This window comes from Amycolatopsis sp. lyj-109 (assembly GCF_046548995.1).
Classification (GTDB): domain Bacteria; phylum Actinomycetota; class Actinomycetes; order Mycobacteriales; family Pseudonocardiaceae; genus Amycolatopsis.
In genome coordinates, this window is record NZ_JAJPWR010000025.1 from 35,383 (window position 1) to 57,796 (window position 22,414).

Sequence of the window (22,414 nt, forward strand, 5' to 3'; positions counted from 1 at the left end):
GGAGGGAGCAAGGCAATGGTGGAGGTCCACGACGGCCCGCCCATGGACGGGTTCTCGGTGCCCCTGCGCCTGCACAACCTGTTGCTGGCCCTGGCGGGCCGGATCGACGACAGCGCGCTCACCGAAGCGCGTGAGCTGATCGCCCGGGCCCACATCGACGAGGCGGTCGAGCTGACCACCGGCACGCTCATCGCGGGCCGGATCCCGGTCAGCTCCGCCGAGCAGCGCGAGCTGGCGCTGGTCCTCGAGATGAGCCGGTCGGACGCGACGCTGGCGAACGACCTGCTGGTCGATGAGACCGAGCCGGTCAGCACGCACCGGTTCAGCGGCGAGAACACCCCGGAGTTCGGCATCGCCGAGGCGCTCGACCGGACCCTGCAGGTGCTGCCGGACGTCCGCTCGGTGCACGCGGTGTGGCGCAACACCCCGGCCGGCAGCGTGCCGGGCGCGTTGCCGCAGCGTGTGGTGCTCGTCGAGCTGGGACCGGAGGGCAACCCGCCGGCCGTCGCGTTCCGCGTCGACACGGCGTTGCGCCGGGCCGGGATCCACTCGGTCGTCGAGGTCAGCGGCCCCGGCGTCGCGCATTCCGAGTACCACCAGGCCGCGTCGGCCGCCGCGTCGCCGGCCTGGGTGACCGGGAGCACGACGTCCGGTGCGTCGTCGTCCTTTCGGTCCGAGCCGGTCGGCAAGCCGCCGGCCCCGGTGACGCCGGAGCCGGTCGGGGAGTCGGTCAGCAGGCACAGCATGCGATCGGGCAGCACCACGACGACGGCGCCGGCCGAGCCGGTCGCCCCGGTGGTGCCGATCGTCTCGTCGGCGCCGCCCCCCGCCGAGCCGCCCCGCAAGGCGCGGTCGGAGACGCGGGCGGAGCGCACCGCCGACCTGACCCCGGCCGAGGTGGCGCAGCTGCGGCAGGCGCTGGCCGAGGACCCGGAGAAGGGCCGCGAGATCGCCGCGGGCAAGCCGTCGATGCACGAGGTCGTCGAGCTGCCGGCGTTGGACCTGGACGACCCGAGCTTGAGCGAGCGCGACCGGGCGCTGCTGCGCGAGCTGCACGCCGAGCTGGCCGAGCGTGAGCGGGCCGAGGCGGCGAAGATGCGCCTCAACGGCGCGTCCCGTTCCGGCGGCGACCAGCGCGGCTGGACCGCACCCTAGGTTCGTCTTCCGCAAAGGGGGCACTTTCACGTGAAAGTGCCCCCTTTGCCGTGTCCGGCGTGCCACAACTGCGCGACGGGACGTCGGGTGTCGGAGGTATGTTGCCGAGGTGGAGCAGCCAAAGGAGTTTGTCTTCGACATCCCGGTCGGCGCCGGCGTCGCGACGCGGGCCAATGCCGACGGCCCGCCGGCGACGCCGAAGGACGCGGCCACCGTCATCCTGGTCCGGGACGGCGCCGACGGCGTCGAGATCTTCCTCCAGCACCGGGTCAAGGGCATGCCGTTCGCGGGCGGGATGACCGTGTTCCCCGGCGGCGGGGTCGACCAGCGCGACGCCGACACGTCGGTGGCCTGGGCCGGTCCCGAGCCGTCGTGGTGGGCCTCCCGGTTCGGCTGTGACGAAGCCCTCGCGCGGGCGCTGACCTGCGCGGCCGTGCGCGAGACGTTCGAGGAGTCCGGCGTGCTGCTCGCGGGCGGCGCGGACGCGGTGCTGACCGACGTCACGCCGTACGCGGCGGCCCGCCACGCCCTCGAGACGCGGGAAGTGTCGCTGGCCGGGTTCCTCGCCGACGCGGGCCTGACGTTGCGGGCCGACCTGCTGCGCCCGTGGGCGCACTGGATCACGCCCGAGCAGGAGCCGCGCCGGTACGACACCCGGTTCTACGTCGCGAAGCTGCCCGAGGGCCAGGAGGCCGACGGGGCGACGTCGGAAGCGTCGAGCTCCGGCTGGCAGCGTCCGGAAGACGCCATCGCGGACGCGCGCGAAGGCCGCCGGATGCTGATGCCGCCGACGTGGCTGACGCTGAGCGAGCTGGCGGAGTTCGCCACCGCCGACGACGTGCTGGCCGCGCCGCGCGAGATCGTCCGGATCGCGCCGACGCTGGTCCGCGAGAACGGCCACGTCCGAGTCGTCCTGGAGCCGCGATGAGCGCCCCGGCCTACGGCGTCCTGCGCCAGGTGTCCGAGACGGCTTCGGTGCTGCTGGAGAACAACCCGTCGTCGATGACGCTCGAAGGCACCAACAGCTGGGTGCTGCGGGCGACGCCTTCGAGCCCCGCTGTGGTCGTCGATCCGGGCTACCGCGACCTCGAGCACCTCGAGCTGCTGGCCGGTGTCGGCGCGGTCGAGCTGGTCCTCCTCACGCACCACCACCCCGACCACGCGGAGGGCGCGCCGTGGTTCGCCGAGCGCGTCGGCGCGCCGGTGCGGGCGTTCGACCAGGCCCTGTGCATCGGCGCATCGTCCTTTGTGGACGGGGAGGTGCTCTCGGCGGGCGGCCTTTCGCTCCGCGTGCTGCACACGCCGGGCCACACCGACGACTCGGTGTCGCTGGTCCTCGACGGCCAGGTGCTGACCGGTGACACGATCCTCGGGCGCGGCACGACGGTGCTGCACGACCTCGGTGACTACCTGCGTTCGCTGCGGAAGCTGATCGAGCTGCCGGCGGGCACGGTCGGCCTGCCCGGGCACGGCCCAGAGCTCCCCGACCTGCCCGCGACCGCGCGCGAGTACCTTGCCCACCGGGAACAGCGGCTCGACCAGGTGCGTTCGGCTTTGAAGACGCTCGGGGCGGACGCCACGCCGCGCCAGGTCGTCGAGGTCGTGTACGCCGATGTCGACCGGGCGCTGTGGGCGCCCGCCGAGTGGAGCGTGCAGGCGCAGCTGGACTACTTGCGGTCGGAGGAGAACGGATGAGCAACGTCGAGGTCGAGTTCTACTGGCGGCCGGGCTGCGGATTCTGCGCAGCCCTGGAACGGCCGTTGTCGAAGAGCGGCTTCACCGTCCGCGCGATCAACATCTGGGAGGACCCGGCGGCGGCCGCGCGGGTCCGCGAGGTCGCCAACGGCAACGAGACGGTGCCGACGGTGATCGTCGGGTCGACGGCCATGGTCAACCCGTCCTTCGCCGAGGTCGAGGCGGCGGTCAAGGCAGCTTCGGCGGGGTGAGGGCGCCGGGCCGCTCTCCACCGAGGAAGGCGGCCCACACTTCGCGCAGCCCGGCGTTGTTCTCCAGGCCTCCCGGGGCGCCTGGCAGTGGCAGGCGCCGAACCGGTTGCCCGTTGTAGCGCGCGGAGGCCTGCGGGCGACTCACTGCGCATGGACGACGTGATCAGCTTCGTGCTCAACGGCGAGCAGCACTCACTGAGTCGGGCCGAAGTACTGACCGCGGCCGCCCGCGGTGGGCCGGAGCCGATTCGCACCCACTGGGTCTCCGTCGGAGATCAGAGATGGCCACCGAGGCAGCTGTTCGAGCGCGCTCTGGGGGTGTCGCGGACCGAGTTCATCTCGCACTACGCGATCCGCCAGCTCCGGCGCCTCGGCTTCTCGACGAGTCCGCTTCCCCAGGAGCTGGTCGAGCAGGTTGCGCCGGCGCCCCTTACCGAGCCGCCGACGGGCGGAATCGATGTCGGCTCGGCGGTCAAGTCCTTCGTCGACCTGCTCCAGTTCTTCGGCCAGGAAGACCTCTCCCGTCGCGTGAGCCGGCTGGAGGACCGGCTGGAAGGCGCCGACGGCGAAACCGTCGAAGAGCGGGTGGCCCCCGAGGGGCTGACCGACGACCTGCTCAAGGGCGCACTGCTCGTGCGGCAGCACGCGGGTCGCGTCAACGACCTCATCCACGCGGCGATGATCGTCCGGGCGCTGCCGAAAATCCTCGAGCCGGGTGAACGCATCGTTCGGCGTCCGTCGCTGGCTTCGGGAAACGACGGCAGCCGCAAGTTCGACCTCGAAACAGATCGCCGCGTGGCCGAGTTCAAAGCCGCCCAGTGGAAGGGCCGCGACACGATGCGCAAGCGCATGCTTGTCGCCGACCTGGTCAGTCTGGTCCTCGATCGCGGGGATCGTCGTGCCGAGTTGTACGTCCTCGGCCGCCTGCCCATCGACTACCTGCGCAACAGCACTTCGACCGTCGAATGGGCGCTCGGTCGCTCGTCACCCCACCTCCGGGACGCCTACCGGCAGCGTTTCGGCAGCGCCGCGCTGACCGTCAGCCAGTTCACCGCCGGACCCGCGGCCGAAGTCGCTCTGCGGGACCTGACCGAAATCATCGGGTGAGCATCGGCATCAGGTAGTACGTCAGTTCCACCTCCCCGGGCTCCGCCGCCCGCAGGATGCACGCCCGCATCCCCGGCTGGATCGACAGCACCACCCGCTCGCTCCCGAACGCCGCCAGCGCGTCCAGCAGGTACCGGGCCTGGAACGACGGCGAGGTCCGCCCGCCGCCGACGTCCGCCTTCAGTACCTCCTCCGCCTCGCCCGTGTCCTGGCGGGCGCTCGCCAGGCGGACCTGGGTGTCGCCCACCTCCACCGTCAGGACTCGCCTGTCCTCCGCGTACACCCCCACGCGACGGACCGCCGCGGCCAGCGCGTCCGCCCGAAGCGTCACCGTCGTGTCCACCGTGCCCGACGGGATCGAGTCCTCGGACAGGAAGCCCGCGTCGAGGACCGCCGTTGCCACCAGGCCTCCCTGCCAGCTCACCCCGAACCGGCCCGGGCCGACGTGCAGGCCCACGCGCCCGCGCGCCTGCCGGGCCGCCTCCGACAGCAGGGCCGCCGGGACCAGGACGTCCAGGGACCCCGGCGACGCCAGTGGCAGCCGGGCCACCGCCATCCGGTAGCGGTCGGACGCCGTCAACGTCAGGCCGGAGCCGGAGGCCTGCAGGCGGACGCCGGTGAACAGTGGCAGCGGGTCGTCCTTCGCCGCCGTGCCCGCGACGATCCGCAACGCCGAGGCGAACGCCGCTCCGTCCACTTCGGACACCTGGGCCGGTGGGTCCGCCGCCGCGAGGGATTCCGGCAGCAGTGGCAGCGCGAACCGGGCGTTGTCCAGCCGCAACGCCAGGCGGGTGCCCTCGACGACCAGGCGCACCAGCTCCGAGTCGAGCACCTTCAACGTCTCGGCCAGCGGGGCCGCGGGGACGACCACCGAGCCGTCGGTGTGCGATGTCGCCGGGCAGCCGAAGCTGACGGCGAGGTCCGGCGCGACGCCGGCGACCGTCAGCCCGGCCGGGCCGGCGTGCAGCCGGAGCCCGGTGCGGGCCGGCAGCAGGCGCGACGCGGCGGTGACGGCCGCCGAGAGGCGGTGGGCAGGCGCGGTGACGTCCATGCCCGAAAGCTAGCGGCCGGCACCGACAAAAACCGCTGAACTACGCGTTGACCAGCTCAGGAGCCGGAGCGGACCGGGGCGCCCGGACCGTCCCGCGCAGCAGCCACACGATCAGCGCGAGCACCAGTCCCGCCGCGCTCGCCGCCAGGAAGGCCGGGCCCGGACCGGCGTGCTCGACGATGTACCCGCTGATCGACTGGCCGGCCGCCAGCCCCAGCGTCACCGCCGTGAGCACCCAGCCGAACGCCTCCGCCGCGGTCCCGGACGGCGCGACCACCTCGATCGCCGCCGAGTGGGCCGTCGACTGCGGCGTGATCAGCGCGCCCGCCAGCAGCATCATCAGCGCCAGGCCCCACAGCGAGGACGGCCACGCGAGCAGTGCGACCAGCGCACCGAACCCGCCGAGCAGGATCGGCAGCCGAACGCCCAGCTGCCGCGGCCACGGGCGCAGGCTGTAGGCGACGCCGAACGCGACCGAGCTCAGCGACCACGCCGACAGCAGCAGGCCGCCCACGGACGCGTGGCCCGCCTCGGTGGCCGCCGCCGGCACGGCGACCTCGACGAACCCGATCACCACGCCGAAGCCCAGCGCGGCGATGGCCAGCGTGCGCATGCCCGGGCCGGCCAGCGCGCCCAGCAGCGACCCCGAAGAACCCGGAGCAGCAGGCCCCCAGGCCCGCACGGCCGGGCTCAGCGCGAACAGCACCGCGCCGGTGAACTGCAGCGCGACGCCCAGCACCAGGCCGGTGCCCGCCCACGGCGCCATGACCAGCAGCCCGGCCACACCGGGGCCGAGGATGAAGAAGACCTCCATGCTGATCGCCTCGTACGAGAAGGCGGCGTTGCGCGGGCCGCCCGGCGGGAGCAGCCGGCCCCACAGTGCCCGCGACGCGGACCCGACCATCGGCTCGGTCAGCCCGGTGAGGGCGCCGAAAGCAACGAGCACCGCCGTCTCGGCGTGCGACTCGATGGCCGTGACCAGCGCGCTCATCGACAGCGCCAGCAGCAGCGAGACGGTGAGCAGCGGCCGCGTCGGCCCGAACCGGTCGATCAGCCTGCCCTGCAGCACCGCACCCACTGACACTCCGACGAGTGAACCGGCCGAGACGAGCCCGGCGACGGCGAACGAACCCGTCTCGCGCTGGACGTAGAGCAGGGCCGAGATGCCGATCATCGCGATCGGCAGGCGGGCGAGCACCGACGCGACGGCGGGCCCCCGGGCCGCCCGGGTGGTCAGCGCGGTGCGGTAGTCGGCTAGGGACGTGCGGCTTTCGTGGTTCGAGGCAGACTGGGACACGCGTACAAGTATGCCCCAGACTGGTACGTCAGTACCAGTTATTTGCCGGTCAGGTGCGTCACCGGCAAACCGGCCGTAGATCTTGGGGTCCGCCCGATGGGTCTCGATCAGGTAACGCTCAGGATATTCTCTGTGGACTCCTGCAACGAAACGGCCCGGGTGGCGTCCTTGAGAGTGAATGGCCTTGAATTCGTGGGTATGGGCCGTGATGGTTGAACAACAGCACAGAAGAAACCCAGCTCCCTCCGGCACTCGGGTCGGGGCCTGGCCCGGAGGGCGGGGAGCGCGGATCGTCGGGGGATGGTCCGCGCAAACAACGAAGAGCCGGTGCGCCACGTCGGGGGTGGCGCCCGGCTCTTTGTTATTGACCATGAAGACACGAAGAAGGCCCCTCGGCAAGCCGAGGGGCCTTCTTCGTGAGAAGAACTAGCGAGCCCGGCGGGCCAGCCGCTCCGGATCCAGGATCAGCACGCTCTTGCCCTCGAGCCGCAGCCAGCCGCGGTGGGCGAAGTCGGCGAGCGCCTTGTTGACGGTCTCGCGGGACGCGCCCACGTACTGGGCGATCTCTTCCTGCGTCAGGTCGTGCGTGACCCGCAGCAGGCCCGCTTCCTGGCTGCCGAACCGCTGCGCGAGCTGCAGCAGCGCCCGCGCCACGCGGCCCGGGACGTCGGTGAAGATCAGTTCGGCGACCATGTTGTTCGTCCGGCGCAGACGGCGCGCGACCACGCGCAGCAGCTGTTCCGCTATCTCCGGACGGGTCGAGATCCACTGGCGCAGGGCCGGGCGGTCCATGGTGACCGCGCGGACCTCGGTGACCGTGGTCGCGCTCGACGTCCGGGGGCCGGGGTCGAAGATGGACAGCTCGCCGAACATGTCCGACGGGCCGAAGATGCCCAGCAGGTTCTCGCGGCCGTCCGGGGACTTGCGGCCGATCTTCACCTTGCCGGACTGGATGATGTACAGCTTGTCGCCGGGTTCGCCCTCGTTGAAGATGACATGGCCGCGGGGGAACTCCACGGATTCCAAGGTCTGGGCCAGCGCCTCCGCCGCTGCCGGCTCCACACCCTGGAAAATGCCCGCACGGGCCAGGGTTTCGTCCACCTCGGGTGCCTCCTCGTCGAGAAACGATCACGCTCCCCCTTGGCTGGAAGAGCGTGACGCCGATCACTTGCGCGTCAGTCTAGGGCGTACTCCCGAGATCGCCCGCCGGACTCGCACAAGGCGGAAACGATCTCGTTCGAACGTGGAGCCTAGCTCCGCACGCGACGCGCGCGTAGCCTGGCTGCCCGTCCGCCCAGCCTACGCAGCCGGAACAGCTCCAGCGCACGGCCGATGCCGTGCCCGTAGAGCGCCCTGACCTCGTTGGGCTGCGCCTGCTCGAGGAACTCTTCGACCTCGTTCTCCTGCACCGCGACGTGCTTGAGCCTGCTCTCCACCCGCTCCATGAAGAGCGCGAAGAACATGATGACCAGGGGGACCAGGATGACGAACCAGACAGTCATGACCGGACCCCGAAACACTCGATGAGAAGCATGTACTCCAGATCCTCGCTCATGGCGGCCGGAAAACGCGCCGAGGTGGTGCTCTGGCGTGTCGGTCGTCCACCGGTGCAGTGCCCGGCTCGTCCGACGGCGCCCGTAGGCTATCGGGGTGCCACCTGCCACCACGAACGCCCCCCGTGAGGGCGCTGGTGAAAGCCGGTTAGCTCTGGTGAGACGCGCCAGGCGGATGAAGCGTTGCCTCGACGACGTGTATCCGGACGCCCACTGCGAGCTCGACTTCACCACGCCACTGGAACTGCTGGTCGCGGTCGTGCTGTCCGCGCAGACCACCGACGTCCGGGTGAACCTCGTCACGCCCGCGCTGTTCAAGCGCTACCGGACCGCCGCCGACTACGCCGGCGCCGACCGCACCGAACTGGAGGAGTACCTCCGGAGCACCGGCTTCTACCGGGCCAAGGCGAACTCCGTGATGGGCCTGGGTGCGGCGCTGGTCGAGCGCTTCGACGGCGAAGTCCCGGGCAAGCTCGAAGACCTGGTCACCCTGCCCGGCGTCGGCCGCAAGACCGCCAACGTCGTCCTCGGCAACGCCTTCGACGTGCCGGGCATCACCGTCGACACCCACTTCGGCCGCCTGGTCCGGCGCTGGGGCTGGACGGCGGAGGAGGACCCGGTCAAGGTCGAGCACGTGGTCGGCGAGCTGATCCCCCGCAAGGAGTGGACGATGCTCTCGCACCGGGTGATCTTCCACGGCCGGCGCGTCTGCCACGCCAAGAAGCCGGCCTGCGGCGCCTGCCCGCTGGCCAGGGACTGCCCGTCGTACGGCACCGGCCCGACCGGGTTCGACGAAGCCGCGAAGCTGGTCAAAGGCGTCGAAAAGGACCACATCCTGGCGCTGGCGGCGCCCCGGTGACAAGAGTCACCAAGTGGGCACTGGCCGCCGCCGTGCTGGCGGTGGCCTTGATCGTCGCGTTGCTGCCGCGCGGGGGCGCCGACACCGCCGCGAAGCCGGCCGGCGACCTCGGGTCCGCCCGGTCCGCGGCGGCGCTCCAGCCGTGCCCGGCGCCCGCGTCGGCGCGGCCGGTGAAGCAGCTCGAAGGCATCACGGCGGACTGCCTCGGCGACGGCGCGAACGTCGACGTCGGCAAGGCCCTCGCCGGTGCTCCGGTGCTGGTCAACGTGTGGGCGTCGTGGTGCGAGCCGTGCCGGACCGAGCTGCCCGTGCTCCAGGAGTACGCGAAGCAGCCGGGCGCCGTGCGCGTCCTCGGCGTCCAGGTGCAGAGCCCGGCGAAGGACGGCCTGGACCTGCTGGCGAAGCTGGGCGTGCACCTGCCGTCGGTATACGACGGCAACGGGCAGACCGGCCCGGTCCGGACCGCGCTGAAGGTGCCGCCGCGGCTACCGGCGTCCTACTTGGTCACCGCGACCGGCGAGGTCCGGTTCATCGCGAACCCGCCGACCTTCGGGAACACTGACCAGGTGCGCGCGGCAGTCGAGGGGGCATCGTGATCGGACCACTGGTCGAACCGGAGTCGGTTCCCGAGTGGCTCCGGCCGCTGGTCAAGGTGAGCGCCGAGGTCGATTCGAAGACGTTCACGCGGTTCAGCCCGCCCGAAGACGCCTACACCCGCCCCGCCGCGGTGCTCATCCTCTTCGGTGAGCGGGAAGCCGACGGCGAGCCGGACGTCCTCTTGCAGCGCCGCGCCGACACGCTGGGCTCGCACGCCGGGCAGGTCTCGTTCCCCGGCGGCGGCGCCGAGGACGGCGACGGCGGCCCGATCGGCACCGCGCTGCGCGAGGCCGAAGAAGAGACCGGCGTGGTCCCCTCCGGCGTCCGGCCGGTCGCGGTGCTGCCGGAACTGTTCGTCCCGGTGTCCGGGTTCGCCGTGACGCCGGTGCTGGCGCACTGGGCGGAACCGTCGCCGGTGCACGCGGTCGACCCGGGCGAGACGGCGTCCGTCGCGCGCGTCGCCATCGCCGACCTGGTCGACCCGGCCAACCGGTTCACGGTCAAGAAGGCCGGCATGCCGTGGAAGGGGCCGGCCTTCGAGGTCGGCGGCCTGTTCGTGTGGGGGTTCACTGCCGGGTTGCTGTCCGTCCTCCTGAACCTGGGAGGCTGGGAGCGCGAATGGGACGCGGGCGACGTCCGGGACCTCGACGAGGCGCTCGCGGCGTTCCAGGCGCGGCTCGCAGGAAAGGACTGACGCGGTGAACTGGGTCGATGTGCTGGTACTGCTGCTCGCCGTGCTGGCAGCGGTGTCCGGCGCGTACCAGGGCGTGCTCATCGCGCTGCCGTCGCTCGTCGGCGTCGTGCTCGGCGCGATCGCCGGGATCAAGCTCGCGCCGGTCGTGGTCGCGTTCTTCGACGACCCGGTCTGGAAGGTCGCCTTCGCCGTCGCGACGGTGGTCTTCCTGGTCGCCTTCGGCGAGGCGATCGGCGTCTACGTCGGCCGCCGGCTGCGGCAGAAGATCAACCCGGACAAGCTCTCCGGCATCGACAAGACGCTCGGCGCGGTCGTGCAGGCCCTGGTCGTGTTCGTGGTGGCGTGGCTGATCGCGACGCCGCTGACGACCGTGTCCGGCCTGCCCGGGCTGGCCAAGGCGATCAACGGCTCGGTGGTGCTCGGCAAGGTCAACGAGGCCATGCCGGAAGCCGCTCAGGGCTTCCCGAGCCAGCTGCGCAAGCTGCTCGACGCGTCCGGCTTCCCCTCCATCGTGGACCCGTTCCAGAAGGCGCCGACGGCGGACACCTCGCCGCCGGACCCCGCGCTCCAGCGCAGCGGGATCGTCCAGGACCTGCACGGCAGCGTCGTCAAGATCCGCGGCACCGCCAGTTCGTGCTCGCGGTCGCTGGAAGGCAGCGGGTTCGTGATCGCGCCGCAGCGGGTGATGACGAACGCGCACGTCGTGGCCGGCACCGACACCGTCGGCATCGAGACGACCCAGGGCGACTACCCGGCCCGCGTCGTCTACTTCGACCCGGAGGTCGACATCGCGGTGCTCGCGGTGCCGCGCCTGAAGGCCGAGCCGCTCCAGTTCGCGGCGGAGACGGCGTCGGCGGGCAACAGCGCCATCGTGCTCGGCTATCCGCTCGACGGCCCGTACCGGGCGACGCCGGCCCGCGTGCGCGGCCGGATCAACCTGCGCGGCCCGGACATCTACGAGGCCAACACGGTGCAGCGGGACGTCTTCACGGTCCGCGCCGAGATCCGCAGCGGCAACTCCGGCGGCCCGATGGTGACCCCGGACGGCAAGGTCATCGGCGTCGTCTTCGGCGCGGCGGTGGAGGACCCGGAGACCGGCTTCACGCTCACGGCCGAGCAGGTGCGCGCCGAGGTCGACGCGGCACCGTCGCAGTCGACGAACGTGTCCACCGGCTCCTGCGCGGCCTAACGCCCGAACCGCAGCGCGATGCCGTCCAGCAGCGCGCGCAGGCCCGACTCGAAGATGTCGTCCAGGACGAGGTCGTAGCCGGTCTCCTCGAGTTCGCGGAGCATCTTGGCGAACACCGGGCGCCCGGTGATCATCGGCCCCATCGAGGGGAGCTGGCGGTCCATCCACTGCTCCTCGGACAGCCCGGACGAGGCCAGCGCGTGCTGCTCGCGTTCGAGGTGGATCGCGATGCCCTGGACGTGGCTGAAGAACAGGACATGCAGGTCGCACAGCGTCGCGGCGTCGACGCCGAGTTCGGACAGCGCCGTCAGGGCCCATTCGCCGTGCATGCCGAGGTTGCGCAGCGGCAGCGGCCGGGTGATCGGCCCCAGCTGCGCCAGCCACGGGTGGCGCTTGAACAGGGTCCAGAGGGTCCGGCCGCCGAGCAGCAGACGTTCGCGCCAGTCGCCGGACGGCTTGGCGGGGTAGCCGCGTTCGCCGAACGCGGCGTCGGCCATGAGCAGCACCAGCTCGTCCTTGCCCCGCACGTACCGGTACGGCGCCATCGCCGCGACCCCGAGGCGGGCCGCGACGCCGCGCATGGACAGCGCGCCGAGGCCTTCGGCGTCGGCGATGGCGATGGCGGCCCGCACGAGCTGCTCGCGGGTCAGGCCGCGCTGACCGCCGCGGCGGTCCCGGTCGGCGACGACCGTGCCGGACCGCGGCTCGGCGCGGACGAGACCCTCCTGGCTCAGCCGTTCCAGGGCCTTCGCCGCGGTCGCCATTGCGACGCCGTGGTCGGCCGCGAGCCGCCGGGTCGAGGGCACCCGCGCGCCCGGCGGGAGCTCGCCGCGCGCGATCCGCTCCCGCAGCGCGTCGGCGATGGCCAGGTACTTCACGGCGATCTCCTGACCTAGTACAGACAGCCATCTGTACTAGTACAGAAATGGCTTCCGAGCTGGCTGTTCTCCACAGTGTGCGGACAAGCGTACGACTCTGGAGGAAACAATGCGAAACGTCCTGATCTCCGGCGCCGGTGTCGCCGGCGGCACCCTGGCCTGGTTCCTGGCGCGCGCGGGCTGGGCGGTGACCGTGGTGGAGCGGGCGCCCGGCCCGCGCACCGGCGGCCAGGCGATCGACGTGCGCGGGGTCGCGCTCGACGTCGTCGACGAGCTGGGGCTCGGCGATCGGCTGCGCGCGCTGCGGACCCGGATGCGCGGGATGTCCATGGTGGACGGGGACGGCCACGAGCTGTTCCGCTCGGAGGAGCACACCTTCAGCAGCGGACGGCTCGACAGCGCCGATTTCGAGGTGCTGCGCGACGACGTCGTCGGGATGCTGCTGGAGGCGCCCGGCGTCGAGTTCGTCTTCGGCGACTCGATCACCGCCCTGACCGAAGAGGCCCACGGAGTGCGCGTCGAGTTCGAGCGCGGCGGCTTCCGGACGTTCGACCTGGTCGTCGGGGCGGACGGCCTGCACTCGGCGGTGCGGCGGCTGGCCTTCGGCCCGGAAGCGGACTTCACCCGCCACCTCGGGCAGTACCTGGCGATCTTCCCGGCGGACAACTTCCTCGGCCTCGAGGACAGGCAGGTCTGGTTCCGGCACGAGCACACCGGAGGCGCGGTCTACCCGGTCCGGGACAACACCGAGCTCCGCGTGACCCTCGGGTTCGGCTCGGACCCGCTGCCGCGCATGACCGTCCCGGAGCAGAAGCGGCTGGTCGCCGAGCGGCTGGCGGGGATCGGCTGGAAGGTGCCGAAGCTGCTCGAGGCGATGGCCGCGGCGGACGTCTTCTACTTCGACGCCATGGCCCAGATCCACCTGGAGCGCTGGTCGGCAGGCCGGGTCGTGCTGGTCGGCGACGCCGGCTACTGCGCCTCCGCGCTGTCCGGCCAGGGGACGAGCCTCGCGCTGGTCGGCGCGTACGTCCTCGCGCAGGAACTCGGCCGGGCCGGCCACGATGAGGCCTTCGCGGCTTACGAACGGCGGATGCGGCCCTTCGTCGACCTCAACCAGGCGCTGGCCAGCGAAAATGCCGAAGGACCGGCCTCGGAGGAGTCGGTGGAGCGGGCCAAGAACGCCATCAGTCTCGCTTGAGGAAGCCCGCCAGGGCCGCCGACGTGCGGTCCGGCACCTCGAGGTGGGGGAAGTGCCCGACGTCCGGCCAGATCTCCGGCTCGGCGTGCGGGCCCGCCCAGCGCGTCGACGACAGGGCCGTTTCGGGGAGGATGCAGGTGTCGTCGGCGCCGTGCAGTTGCAGCGTCGGCGCCGCGATCCGGGTGCCGACGGCGTCGGTGAACCGGCGGCCTTCGCCGCGGAACTGGGCGCGGAACGCCCACCGGTAGTACTCGAGCGCGCTGTGCGCGACGCCGGGCACGAGCATCGCCTGCCGGAAGGCCTGGACGCTGCCGTCGAAGTCCGAAGTGGACCGCCAGCGATGGCCGGCCCAGCCGCCGAACAGGTCCGCGACGGCCTGGGCGTCCGCCTTGACCAGCCACTTCTCCGGCGCCATCGGCACCTGGAAGCGGAAGAGGTGCCCGGCCGCGCGACCCTGGTCGCGCCACGGCCGGGCCGCGCCCGAGCGCAGGGCGAGCGGGTGCGCCGCGCCGATCGCCGTCACGGAGGACACCAGCCGCGGGTGCAGCGCCGCGACCGTCCAGGCGAGCATGCCGCCCCAGGCGTGCCCGACGAGGTGGGCGCGGCGCGCCCCGAGCGACTTGATCAGCCCGCCGACGTCACCGGCCAGCGTCCACGCGTCGTAGCCGCGGGGCGGCTTGTCCGAGTCGCCGTAGCCGCGCAGGTCGACGGCGACCGCGCGGAACCCGGCGTCGGCCAGTGCCCGCAGCTGGTGGTGCCAGGTCCACCAGAACTCGGCGAACCCGTGCAGCAGCACCACGACCGGCCCGTCACCGAGCTCGGCGACGTGCAGGCGGATGCCGTTCGCGGAGACGTCGCGGTGGACCCACGGGCCGTCGAGCCGGACGATCGACGGGTCGGGGGACGCGTGCAACGACGTCAGTCGCGCGTGGTCAAGCCGGCTTCGGGCGCGCGCTGCGGCTTGAGCGCGGCGGCCGTCTCCTTGACGCTGGCGATGGTCCGCTCCGGTGCCTTGAACTTCTTCACCTTGCGGTAGCCGAGGAACCCGGCCACGCCCGCGACGACCAGCATCAGGACGAACACGATGCCGAACGCGATCCAGCGGTACCGCACCCACTCGGCCAGCCCCTCGGCCGCGAAGAAGAACAGGAAGAACGTGCTGTACAGGAAGACCGTCAGCGCGATCAGGAAGAAGATGGCCCCCTTGAGGCCCTTCTTCACCTCGCCGACCAGCTCGGACTTCGCCAGTTCCATCTCGGCCCTGACCAGGGTGGAGATGTGCTGGGTCGCGTCGCCGACCAGGCGGCCGATCGACTGGTCGCCGGGGACGTCGGTGGCGGAGGACAGCGGGAGGTAAGGCACGGCCCCCACGCCGTCGGGGCCGATGCGTTCGTGCTTGGGGCTGCTCACCGGGTCATCGTGCCATGTGTCCTTTATGCGGGCGCGGCGGACTCACAGTGTGTCGGAGATTCGCGCATGAACCTTGCTACGACGGAGTAGCAAGGCCGCCGCCAGGAGGGACGCCGTCACCGACGCGATCAGCACCGCGGCCTTCGCCAGTTCGCTCGTTTCCCCCGGCAGCGCGAGCTCCGCGATCAGCAGGCTCACGGTGAAGCCGACCCCGCCGAGCACGGACAACGCGGCCAGGTCCCGCCAGCCCATCCCGCGCGGCTTCTCCGCCAACCGCAGCTTCACCGCGAGCAGGCTGGCCCCGAGGATGCCGACGACCTTGCCGCCGAGCAGCCCGGCGAGCACCGCCAGCGGCAACGCCGTCGTGAACACCGCGCCGAGCGCGTCCGCGTTGACCGAGATCCCGGCCGCGAACAGCGCGAACGCCGGCACGGCGACGGCCGCCGACCACGGCTGGAGCCGGTGCTCGAGCCGCAGCGCGGGGGCCTCCGCCTCGCCTTCGCCGGGGCGGACGCGGGTGAGCAGGCCCAGCGCGACACCGGCGATCGTCGCGTGGACGCCCGCCGAATGCACCGCGACCCAGGTGACCAGCGCCAGGGGGACGTACAGCCACGGCGTCCGGACCCGGCGGTGCTGGAGGAATGCGTAGAGGGCGAGCGCGCCGACGGCTACGGCCACGGCGACCAGGTCGAAGCCCGTCGTGAACAGCACGGCGATGACGATGATCGCGCCGAGGTCGTCCACCACGGCCAGGGAAAGCAGGAAGACCCGCGCGCTCGACGGCAGGTTCGACGCCGTCAGCGCCAGTACGCCGAGAGCGAACGCGATGTCCGTGGCGACCGGGATCGCCCAGGCCCGTTCGATCCCCGGCGTCCCCCAGCCGACGGCCAGGGCGACGAGCGCGGGCACGGCCATCCCGCCGATCGCGGCGACGACCGGCAGCACCGCCTGCTTGAGCCGGGACAGCTCGCCGATGACGAGCTCGCGCTTGAGCTCCAGCCCGGCGACGAAGAAGAACAGGGCGAGCAGGCCGTCCTTCGCCCAGTCACCGACCGTCAGGTTCAGGTGCAGGAACTCCGGGCCGAGCCGGAAGTCGCGCAGTGCGTGGTAGCTGTCCCGCAGGGGCGAGTTGGCCCAAAGCAGCGCGAGCGCCGTCGCGCCGAGCAGGATCAACCCGCCGGTCGTCTCGGTACGCAGGTAGCGGGCGAATTCGCTGAACGGGCGGGTCATCGGGGCGGCTCCTGGGGTCGCTGATCACGCTGCCACACGTCGTGCCGGTGGTGGGTGACGCGATGGGCTCCTAACATGCGAATCGACAACGAAGCTACCTGGACAAAGGAAGACGACAGTTGTGAGCACCTCAACCGAGGTCCAGCAGGACACGAGGTTCTTCGGGCACCCACGAGGACTGGCGAACCTCTTCGGCGTCGAGATGTGGGAGCGGTTCTCCTACTACGGGATGCTCGGCATCCTGCCCATCTACCTCTACTACCGGGTCGAACAGGGCGGTCTGGGCCTCGCGCAGGAGTCCGCGCTCGGCATCGTCGGCGCGTACGGCGGCCTGGTGTACCTGTCGGCCGTCATCGGCGCGTGGGTGGCCGACCGCCTCCTCGGCTCCGAACGGACGCTGTTCTACAGCGCCGTGCTGATCATGATCGGCCACCTCAGCCTGGCCCTGCTGCCGGGCCTGGGCGGCATCGGCGTCGGCCTCGTGTGCGTCGCGGTCGGCAGCGGCGGGCTGAAGTCCAACGCGACGGCGATCGTCGGCACGCTCTACGCCGAGGGCGACGAACGGCGCGACGCCGGCTTCACGATCTTCTACATGGGCGTCAACCTCGGCGGCTTCGTCGGCCCGCTGCTGACCGGGCTGGCGCAGACCGAGGTCGGCTTCCACCTCGGGTTCGGCCTCGCCGCGATCGGCATGGCGCTCGGCCTGACCCAGTACGCGTTCGGCCGCAAGAACCTCGGCGACAAGGCGAAGGAGGTGCCGAACCCGCTGCCGTCGTCGCAGCGCGCGCTGGCGATCGGCGCCGCCGTGCTGCTGGTGGCCGCGATCGCGGTGCTGGTCCTCACCGGCGTCGTCAACCCGGGCAACCTCGCCGACGTCGTCGTGTGGGTGGTCGGCGTGATCTCGGTGAGCTACTTCCTCGTCATCCTGACCAGCGGCAAGATCACCGCCGTCGAACGCAGCCGGGTGTTCTCCTTCATCCCGATGTTCATCGCCAGCGCGGTGTTCTTCTCGCTGTACCAGCAGCAGTTCACGGTCGTCGCGGCCTACACCGACCAGCGGCTGAACCGGACCCTGTTCGGCTGGGAGCTGCCGGTGTCCTGGGTCAACTCGATCAACCCGGTGTTCATCATCGTCTTCGCCCCGATCCTCGCGGCGTTGTGGACGAAGCTCGGCGACCGCCAGCCGTCGACGCCGATGAAGTTCGTCCTCGGCACGGTGCTGATGGGCGCGGCGTTCCTGCTGTTCCTGCCGATGGTGGGCAGCGGCAAGAACGCGAGCCCGATGCCGGCGATGGTCGGCATCCTGTTCGTGTTCACGATCGCCGAGCTGTGCCTCTCGCCGGTCGGGCTGTCGCTGTCGACGAAACTCGCGCCGGCGGCGTTCCGGACGCAGATGGTGGCGCTGAACTTCCTGTCGATCTCGTTCGGCACCGCGATGTCCGGCAAGCTCGCCGCGTACTACTCCGTCGACGACGAAGCGTCGTACTTCAGCACGGTCGGCTTGGTCGCCATCGGCGTCGGCGTGCTGCTGTTCCTGGGCATCCCGTTCATCCGCAAGCTGATGAAGGGCGTCCATTAGCCCACGGTGACCCCGAAGATCACCCCGACGAAGTAGGTCACGACCATGGTGAGGGCGCCGACGCCGACGTTGCGGAGGATCGCGCGCCCCACGTTCGCGTCGCCGAGCCTGGCGCTGACGTACCCGGTCAGCGTCAGGCCGACGACGACCGCGGCCGCGCACGCCCACACCCGCAGGGAGACGCCGGCCCAGGCGATGGACAGGATCGGCAGCAGCGCGCCGACGGAGAAGGCGATCAGCGACGCCCACGCGGCCTGCCACGGGCTGGTCAGGTTGCCCGGATCGATGCCGAGCTCGGCCTCCGCGTGCGCCTGCAGGGCGTCCTTTTCGGTCAGTTCGCGGGCGACCTGGCTCGCCAGGTCCGGCGAGAGTCCCTTTTCCTCGTAGATTTCCGCGAGCTCGCGCTCCTCGGCCTCCGGCATCGTCCTGAGTTCCTGCTTTTCGAGCCGGAGCAGGGCCTGTTCGGTGTCGCGCTGGGTGCTGACGGAGACGTATTCCCCACCGGCCATGGAAAAGGCGCCGGCGACGAGCCCGGCGATTCCGGCGGTCAGGATGGTGGTGCTTTCCGTGGTCGCCCCGGCGACGCCGACGACGATGCCGGCAACCGACACGATGCCGTCGTTCGCGCCGAGCACCCCGGCCCGCAGCCAGTTCAGCTTCCCGCCCACGCCCTGGTGCGGTTCGTGGGCGTGTCCCACGGCGTCACCGTCGATCGTTTCGGTCACGAGAACAGTGAAACACGAACGCGGAATGGTGGCGAGACTTCCCATTCCGGGCAGGCTCCCCTAAATAACGGCTGCCTTGCCTAAGTTGGTCCTGTGTGGACTCTCAGCCGCCGGGCGTCATGATGGACGGCATGGAAGAGCAGGTGTGGCAGCCGCTGGTCACGGTGGAGGGCCTGCCGCTACAGGGCGGCGAGGGCCGGTTCCGGCTGCTGGAGACGGCGGCGAGCGGCCTGGCGTACTTGATCCACTACCCGGCGGGGGTGTCGTCACCGCCGCACGCGCACGACCACGACTCGATCGGCTACGTCCTGTCGGGCCGGCTGCGGGGAGCCGTCGACGGCGTCGAGGCCGTCCTCGAACCGGGTGATTCGGTCCTGCACCCCCGCGGGGTGACTCACCACGTCGAGGCCCTGACGGACTCGATGTGGGTCGAGTTCAAGTCACCGCTGCCCGTGCGCCCACCGATCGCCTGAGCGCGTGTCGACCCTCCAATCACGCGTGTCGACGCTCCAATCACGCGTGTCGACCCCGGGAAAGCGGAAACGCCCGGCCCCGCGGAAGCGGACCCGGGCGTCTCCTGGAGTGAAGCTCAGGCGTCCAGCTCGGCGAGGGCCTGCTTGGCCTTCTCGAGCTCGGCCTCCAGCGCGGCGACCTTCGCGGCCTGCGCCTCGCGGGCCTGGTTGATCACCTCGTCGATCGGGCCGGACAGGTCGCTGTGCAGCTCCTTCGCCGCCCGCGACACCGCCGCGGCCGGGATCTCGAGGCCCTTCGCGACCCACTTCGAGCCGTTCTTCAGTTCGGCCTGCCACTCGCCGTCGGCGGTGCCGGTGACCGTGAGGATCAGCTCGACCGTGCGGGTCTTCTTCGCCGTCGACGCCGCCGCCGCACCCTTCGGGCGGCCGCGCTTCGGCTTCGGGGCCTCTTCCTCGGCGGCCGGCTCAGCCGAACCTTCCGAGGGAGAGGCCGGGGACGCGGACTCGGTGACGGTCGCCTCGTCGCTGGAAACCTCCGGCGTCGAAACCGGAGCCGAAGCCGGGGCCTCGGCCGTTTCCTCGTCGTGCGTCAGGACATCCACGGTCATCGTCGTGTCGTCTCCTTGCCCGGGAAGTGGGTGTGGTTCGCGGCACAGCGTAGAACATGCGTTCGACTCGTGCCACATGGGGTGTCATGGCAGAGCCCTCCCGGCGCGAAGCCGGAAGGGCTCTGACGGGAGAACGCTAGCTCACTCCTCCGACTTGCCCGACTTCAGGCCCGACGAGATCAGGTCCATGACCGACGAGTCGGCCAGCGTGGTGACGTCGCCGACCTGCCGGTTCTCCGCGACGTCGCGCAGCAGGCGGCGCATGATCTTGCCCGAGCGCGTCTTCGGCAGCTCCGGCACGACCATGATCTGCCGCGGCTTCGCGATCGGCCCGATCTCCTTGGCGACGTGGTTGCGCAGCGCCTGGATGGCCTCGTCGCCCCCGTCCACCGCGTTGCCGCGCAGGATGACGAACGCGACGATGCCCTGGCCGGTGGTCGGGTCGGTCGCGCCGACGACCGCGGCCTCGGCCACCGTCGGGTGCGAGACCAGCGCCGACTCGACCTCGGTCGTCGAGATGCGGTGGCCGGACACGTTCATGACGTCGTCGACGCGGCCCAGCAGCCAGACGTCGCCGTCGTTGTCGTACTTCGCGCCGTCGCCGGCGAAGTAGAAGCCCTGGTCCTTGAACCGCGACCAGTAGGTGTCCCGGAAGCGCTCCTCGTCGCCCCAGACCCCGCGCAGCATCGACGGCCACGGCTTGTCGAGCACCAGGTACCCGCCACCGCCGTGCGGGACCTCCGTGCCGGTGTCGTCGACGACCTTCGCGGAGACGCCCGGCAGTGCCTTCTGCGCCGAGCCCGGCTTGGTCGAGGTGACGCCCGGCAGGGGCGAGATCATGATCGCGCCGGTCTCGGTCTGCCACCACGTGTCGACGATCGGCGCCTTGCCCGCGCCGATGTTCTCGCGGTACCAGATCCACGCCTCGGGGTTGATCGGCTCGCCGACCGAACCCAGCACCCGCAGCGACGACAGGTCGTACTTCTCGGGGATCTCCGCGCCCCACTTCATGAACGTGCGGATCAGCGTCGGCGCGGTGTAGTAGATGGAGACCTTGTGCTTCTGGACGATCTCCCAGTGCCGGCCCTCGTGCGGGGTGTTCGGCGTGCCTTCGTAGACGACCTGCGTGACGCGGTTGGCGAGCGGGCCGTAGACGATGTAGCTGTGGCCGGTGATCCAGCCGATGTCCGCGGTGCACCAGTAGACGTCCTCGCCCGCCTTGTGGTCGAAGACGTTGTGGTGCGTGTACGCGGTCTGCGTCAGGTAGCCGCCCGACGTGTGGAGAATGCCCTTCGGCTTCCCGGTCGTCCCGGACGTGTAGAGGATGAACAGCGGGTGCTCGCTGTCGAACGCCTCGGGTGTGTGCTCTTCGGACTGTCCGTCGACGAGCTCGTGCCACCAGAGGTCGCGGCCGTCGGTCCACGGGACGTCGCCCTCGAGCTTGTCCCCGGTGCGCTTCACGACGATGACCTTCTCGACGGTTTCGGCGCCTTCGAGCGCTTCGTCGACATTGGCCTTCATCGGCGCGGCCTTGCCGCGGCGGAACTGGCCGTCGGAGGTGATGACGACCTTCGCGGCGGCGTCGTCGACGCGGGCCCGCAGCGCCGTCGGGGAGAAGCCGCCGAAGACGACGTTGTGCAGCGCGCCGATCCGCGCGCACGCGAGCATCGCGAAGATGGCCTCGGGGACCATCTGCAGCTGGATCGCCACGACGTCGCCGGCGGTGACGCCCAGCGACGTGAGTGCGTTGGCGGCCTTGGAAACCTCGGTCTTCAGCTCGGCGTAGGTGACGTCCCGGGTGTCACCCGGCTCGCCGACCCAGTGGATCGCGACCTGGTCGCCGTGGCCGGACTCGACGTGCCGGTCGACGCAGTTGTAGGCGACGTTCAGCTTGCCGCCGACGAACCACTTCGCGAACGGTGCATTGGTCCAGTCCAGTACCGTGGTCCACTTCGTGTCCCACGTGAGCCGCTCGGCCTGCTTGGCCCAGAACGCTTCGCGATCGGCGTCCGCCTCGGCGTAGAGGTCGGCCTTCGCGTTGGCCTGGCCGGCGAATTCGTCGCTGGGCGGGAAGGTGCGGCTCTCGGTGAGCAGGTTGTCCAGGGCTGGGGACTGCTCGGTCATGGTTGCAAGGCCTCCTGTAGTGCGCCGACATGACGGCTAGCGGCACGCTAGCGACGTTAGTCCGCCTTGTAAAAGGTTGCACCCACGTTGCCCGGCCGGTTCACCGTGCCAGGCGAGCCCCGGTGACTAAGCGTTCGTTCAGCCGGGCTTTCGCCGCCGGCCACTCCGGCGCCAGCATCGAATAGGTGACGGTGTCGCGGGACGAGCCGTCCGGCCGGATCCGGTGCGCGCGCAGCACGCCTTCGCGGAGTGCGCCAAGCCGTTCGATGGCGCGTTGCGAGCGGAGGTTGCGGATGTCGGTCTCCCAGGAAACCCGTTGTGCGTCAAGGGTTTCGAACGCGTACGTCAGCAGGAGGAGCTTCGACTCGGTGTTCAGCCCGGTGCGCTGCCAGTCCGCGCCGATCCACGTGTGCCCGATCGACAGGATCCGGTGCTTCTCGACGACCTGGTAGTACGACGTCGTCCCGGCGACCCGGCCGGACGCGGAGTCGATCTGCGCGAAGGGGCGGCGGTCGGGGTCGGCGAGCGCCTGCTCGACCAGCCGTTCGGCGGCGGGGAGGTCCTCGGGCTGCCGGCTGCTCAGCCACGCCCAGATGCCGGGGTCGGCGCCGGCCTCCAGCAGGCCCTTGGCGTGCTCCGGCGTCAACGGCTCCAGGCGGACGTGCTCGCCGGACAGGGTCGGTCGGGTGCTCCAGTCGCTCACCCGATCACGGTAGATCGGCCAGTGGCTGTTCGGGATGT

General features: G+C 71.1%; 24 protein-coding genes. 12 read left to right on the plus strand and 12 right to left on the minus strand.

The window, feature by feature from the left end; all coding sequences use genetic code 11:
* Positions 1-15 precede the first annotated feature (15 nt).
* From ACLJQF_RS38950 to ACLJQF_RS38970, 5 genes are all read left to right on the plus strand, one after another.
* Positions 16-1,155: a hypothetical protein gene (locus tag ACLJQF_RS38950; protein ID WP_410615302.1), complete on the plus strand. Its 1,140-nt coding sequence runs from the start codon at positions 16-18 to the stop codon at positions 1,153-1,155.
* Positions 1,156-1,264: 109 nt separating this feature from the next.
* Entirely contained in the window at positions 1,265-2,083 is an 819-nt protein-coding gene (locus tag ACLJQF_RS38955; protein WP_410615303.1) for an NUDIX hydrolase, read from the plus strand.
* Positions 2,080-2,850: an MBL fold metallo-hydrolase gene (locus ACLJQF_RS38960; protein WP_410615304.1), complete on the plus strand. Its 771-nt coding sequence runs from the start codon at positions 2,080-2,082 to the stop codon at positions 2,848-2,850. The genes ACLJQF_RS38955 and ACLJQF_RS38960 overlap by 4 nt, the downstream gene beginning before the upstream one ends.
* A complete protein-coding gene (locus ACLJQF_RS38965) occupies positions 2,847-3,101 on the plus strand; it encodes a glutaredoxin domain-containing protein (RefSeq protein ID WP_020642043.1) in 255 nt (84 codons plus the stop codon). The genes ACLJQF_RS38960 and ACLJQF_RS38965 overlap by 4 nt, the downstream gene beginning before the upstream one ends.
* Positions 3,102-3,188: 87 nt before the next feature.
* Positions 3,189-4,208, plus strand: coding sequence for a hypothetical protein (locus ACLJQF_RS38970; protein ID WP_410615305.1), 1,020 nt, complete (start codon positions 3,189-3,191; stop codon positions 4,206-4,208).
* Here the strand turns inward: ACLJQF_RS38970 and ACLJQF_RS38975 are convergent.
* From ACLJQF_RS38975 to ACLJQF_RS38990, 4 genes are all read right to left on the minus strand, one after another.
* Positions 4,198-5,259: a DNA polymerase III subunit beta gene (locus tag ACLJQF_RS38975; RefSeq protein ID WP_410615306.1), complete on the minus strand. Its 1,062-nt coding sequence runs from the start codon at positions 5,257-5,259 to the stop codon at positions 4,198-4,200. The genes ACLJQF_RS38970 and ACLJQF_RS38975 overlap by 11 nt on opposite strands.
* A 40-nt stretch (positions 5,260-5,299) precedes the next feature.
* On the minus strand, positions 5,300-6,556 hold the full coding sequence (locus ACLJQF_RS38980) for an MFS transporter (protein WP_410615307.1): 1,257 nt from the start codon (positions 6,554-6,556) through the stop codon (positions 5,300-5,302).
* Positions 6,557-6,982: 426 nt separating this feature from the next.
* The gene (locus ACLJQF_RS38985) at positions 6,983-7,657 is read right to left on the minus strand and encodes a Crp/Fnr family transcriptional regulator (protein WP_003081747.1); all 675 of its coding nucleotides are present in this window, start codon (positions 7,655-7,657) and stop codon (positions 6,983-6,985) included.
* Positions 7,658-7,806: 149 nt separating this feature from the next.
* A complete protein-coding gene (locus ACLJQF_RS38990) occupies positions 7,807-8,058 on the minus strand; it encodes a hypothetical protein (RefSeq protein WP_013230551.1) in 252 nt (83 codons plus the stop codon).
* Between the two features lie 226 nt (positions 8,059-8,284).
* On the opposite strand from ACLJQF_RS38990, the gene nth reads away from it, so the two are divergent.
* Genes nth through ACLJQF_RS39010 form a run of 4 tightly spaced genes read left to right on the plus strand, consistent with a single transcriptional unit; the run spans position 8,285 to position 11,448 of the window.
* A complete protein-coding gene (nth, locus tag ACLJQF_RS38995) occupies positions 8,285-8,968 on the plus strand; it encodes an endonuclease III (protein WP_410615308.1) in 684 nt (227 codons plus the stop codon).
* Positions 8,965-9,564, plus strand: coding sequence for a TlpA family protein disulfide reductase (locus ACLJQF_RS39000; RefSeq protein ID WP_410615309.1), 600 nt, complete (start codon positions 8,965-8,967; stop codon positions 9,562-9,564). Before nth ends, ACLJQF_RS39000 begins: the two co-directional genes overlap by 4 nt.
* Positions 9,561-10,259, plus strand: a complete 699-nt coding sequence (locus ACLJQF_RS39005; RefSeq protein WP_410615310.1) for an NUDIX hydrolase — start codon at positions 9,561-9,563, stop codon at positions 10,257-10,259. The genes ACLJQF_RS39000 and ACLJQF_RS39005 overlap by 4 nt, the downstream gene beginning before the upstream one ends.
* Before the next feature lie 4 nt (positions 10,260-10,263).
* Positions 10,264-11,448: a MarP family serine protease gene (locus tag ACLJQF_RS39010; RefSeq protein WP_410615311.1), complete on the plus strand. Its 1,185-nt coding sequence runs from the start codon at positions 10,264-10,266 to the stop codon at positions 11,446-11,448.
* On the opposite strand, the gene ACLJQF_RS39015 is transcribed toward ACLJQF_RS39010, so the two are convergent.
* A complete protein-coding gene (locus tag ACLJQF_RS39015; RefSeq protein WP_410615312.1) occupies positions 11,445-12,326 on the minus strand; it encodes a GntR family transcriptional regulator in 882 nt (293 codons plus the stop codon). The genes ACLJQF_RS39010 and ACLJQF_RS39015 overlap by 4 nt on opposite strands.
* Before the next feature lie 109 nt (positions 12,327-12,435).
* Here ACLJQF_RS39015 and ACLJQF_RS39020 point away from each other — a divergent pair, with 109 nt between their 5' ends.
* Positions 12,436-13,524, plus strand: coding sequence for an FAD-dependent monooxygenase (locus ACLJQF_RS39020; RefSeq protein WP_410615313.1), 1,089 nt, complete (start codon positions 12,436-12,438; stop codon positions 13,522-13,524).
* Here the strand turns inward: ACLJQF_RS39020 and ACLJQF_RS39025 are convergent.
* The 3 genes from ACLJQF_RS39025 to nhaA are packed head-to-tail and all read right to left on the minus strand — an operon-like array spanning position 13,511 to position 16,164.
* Positions 13,511-14,437 carry an alpha/beta fold hydrolase gene (locus ACLJQF_RS39025; protein ID WP_410615314.1) on the minus strand — a complete coding sequence of 309 codons (927 nt, stop codon included), beginning with the start codon at positions 14,435-14,437 and terminating at the stop codon, positions 13,511-13,513. The genes ACLJQF_RS39020 and ACLJQF_RS39025 overlap by 14 nt on opposite strands.
* 5 nt (positions 14,438-14,442) lie before the next feature.
* A complete protein-coding gene (locus ACLJQF_RS39030) occupies positions 14,443-14,934 on the minus strand; it encodes a phage holin family protein (protein ID WP_410615315.1) in 492 nt (163 codons plus the stop codon).
* 42 nt (positions 14,935-14,976) lie between these two features.
* Positions 14,977-16,164: a Na+/H+ antiporter NhaA gene (gene nhaA / locus ACLJQF_RS39035; RefSeq protein ID WP_410615316.1), complete on the minus strand. Its 1,188-nt coding sequence runs from the start codon at positions 16,162-16,164 to the stop codon at positions 14,977-14,979.
* Positions 16,165-16,285: 121 nt separating this feature from the next.
* Between nhaA and ACLJQF_RS39040 the strand changes: the two genes are divergently transcribed.
* On the plus strand, positions 16,286-17,743 hold the full coding sequence (locus ACLJQF_RS39040) for a peptide MFS transporter (RefSeq protein ID WP_410615317.1): 1,458 nt from the start codon (positions 16,286-16,288) through the stop codon (positions 17,741-17,743).
* Here ACLJQF_RS39040 and ACLJQF_RS39045 read toward each other — a convergent pair.
* Entirely contained in the window at positions 17,740-18,468 is a 729-nt protein-coding gene (locus ACLJQF_RS39045; protein ID WP_410615318.1) for a VIT family protein, read from the minus strand. The two genes, ACLJQF_RS39040 and ACLJQF_RS39045, sit on opposite strands and share 4 nt — an antisense overlap.
* Before the next feature lie 119 nt (positions 18,469-18,587).
* On the opposite strand from ACLJQF_RS39045, the gene ACLJQF_RS39050 reads away from it, so the two are divergent.
* A complete protein-coding gene (locus ACLJQF_RS39050) occupies positions 18,588-18,941 on the plus strand; it encodes a cupin domain-containing protein (protein ID WP_410615377.1) in 354 nt (117 codons plus the stop codon).
* A gap of 116 nt (positions 18,942-19,057) precedes the next feature.
* Here ACLJQF_RS39050 and ACLJQF_RS39055 read toward each other — a convergent pair whose 3' ends face one another.
* From ACLJQF_RS39055 to ACLJQF_RS39065, 3 genes are all read right to left on the minus strand, one after another.
* The gene (locus ACLJQF_RS39055) at positions 19,058-19,549 is read right to left on the minus strand and encodes a DUF6319 family protein (protein WP_410615319.1); all 492 of its coding nucleotides are present in this window, start codon (positions 19,547-19,549) and stop codon (positions 19,058-19,060) included.
* Positions 19,550-19,690: 141 nt separating this feature from the next.
* The gene (gene acs / locus ACLJQF_RS39060; protein WP_410615320.1) at positions 19,691-21,673 is read right to left on the minus strand and encodes an acetate--CoA ligase; all 1,983 of its coding nucleotides are present in this window, start codon (positions 21,671-21,673) and stop codon (positions 19,691-19,693) included.
* 100 nt (positions 21,674-21,773) lie between these two features.
* Positions 21,774-22,376 (minus strand): GNAT family N-acetyltransferase, encoded by a 603-nt coding sequence (locus tag ACLJQF_RS39065; RefSeq protein WP_410615321.1) that lies wholly within the window; start codon positions 22,374-22,376, stop codon positions 21,774-21,776.
* Between the last annotated feature and the right edge of the window lie 38 nt (positions 22,377-22,414).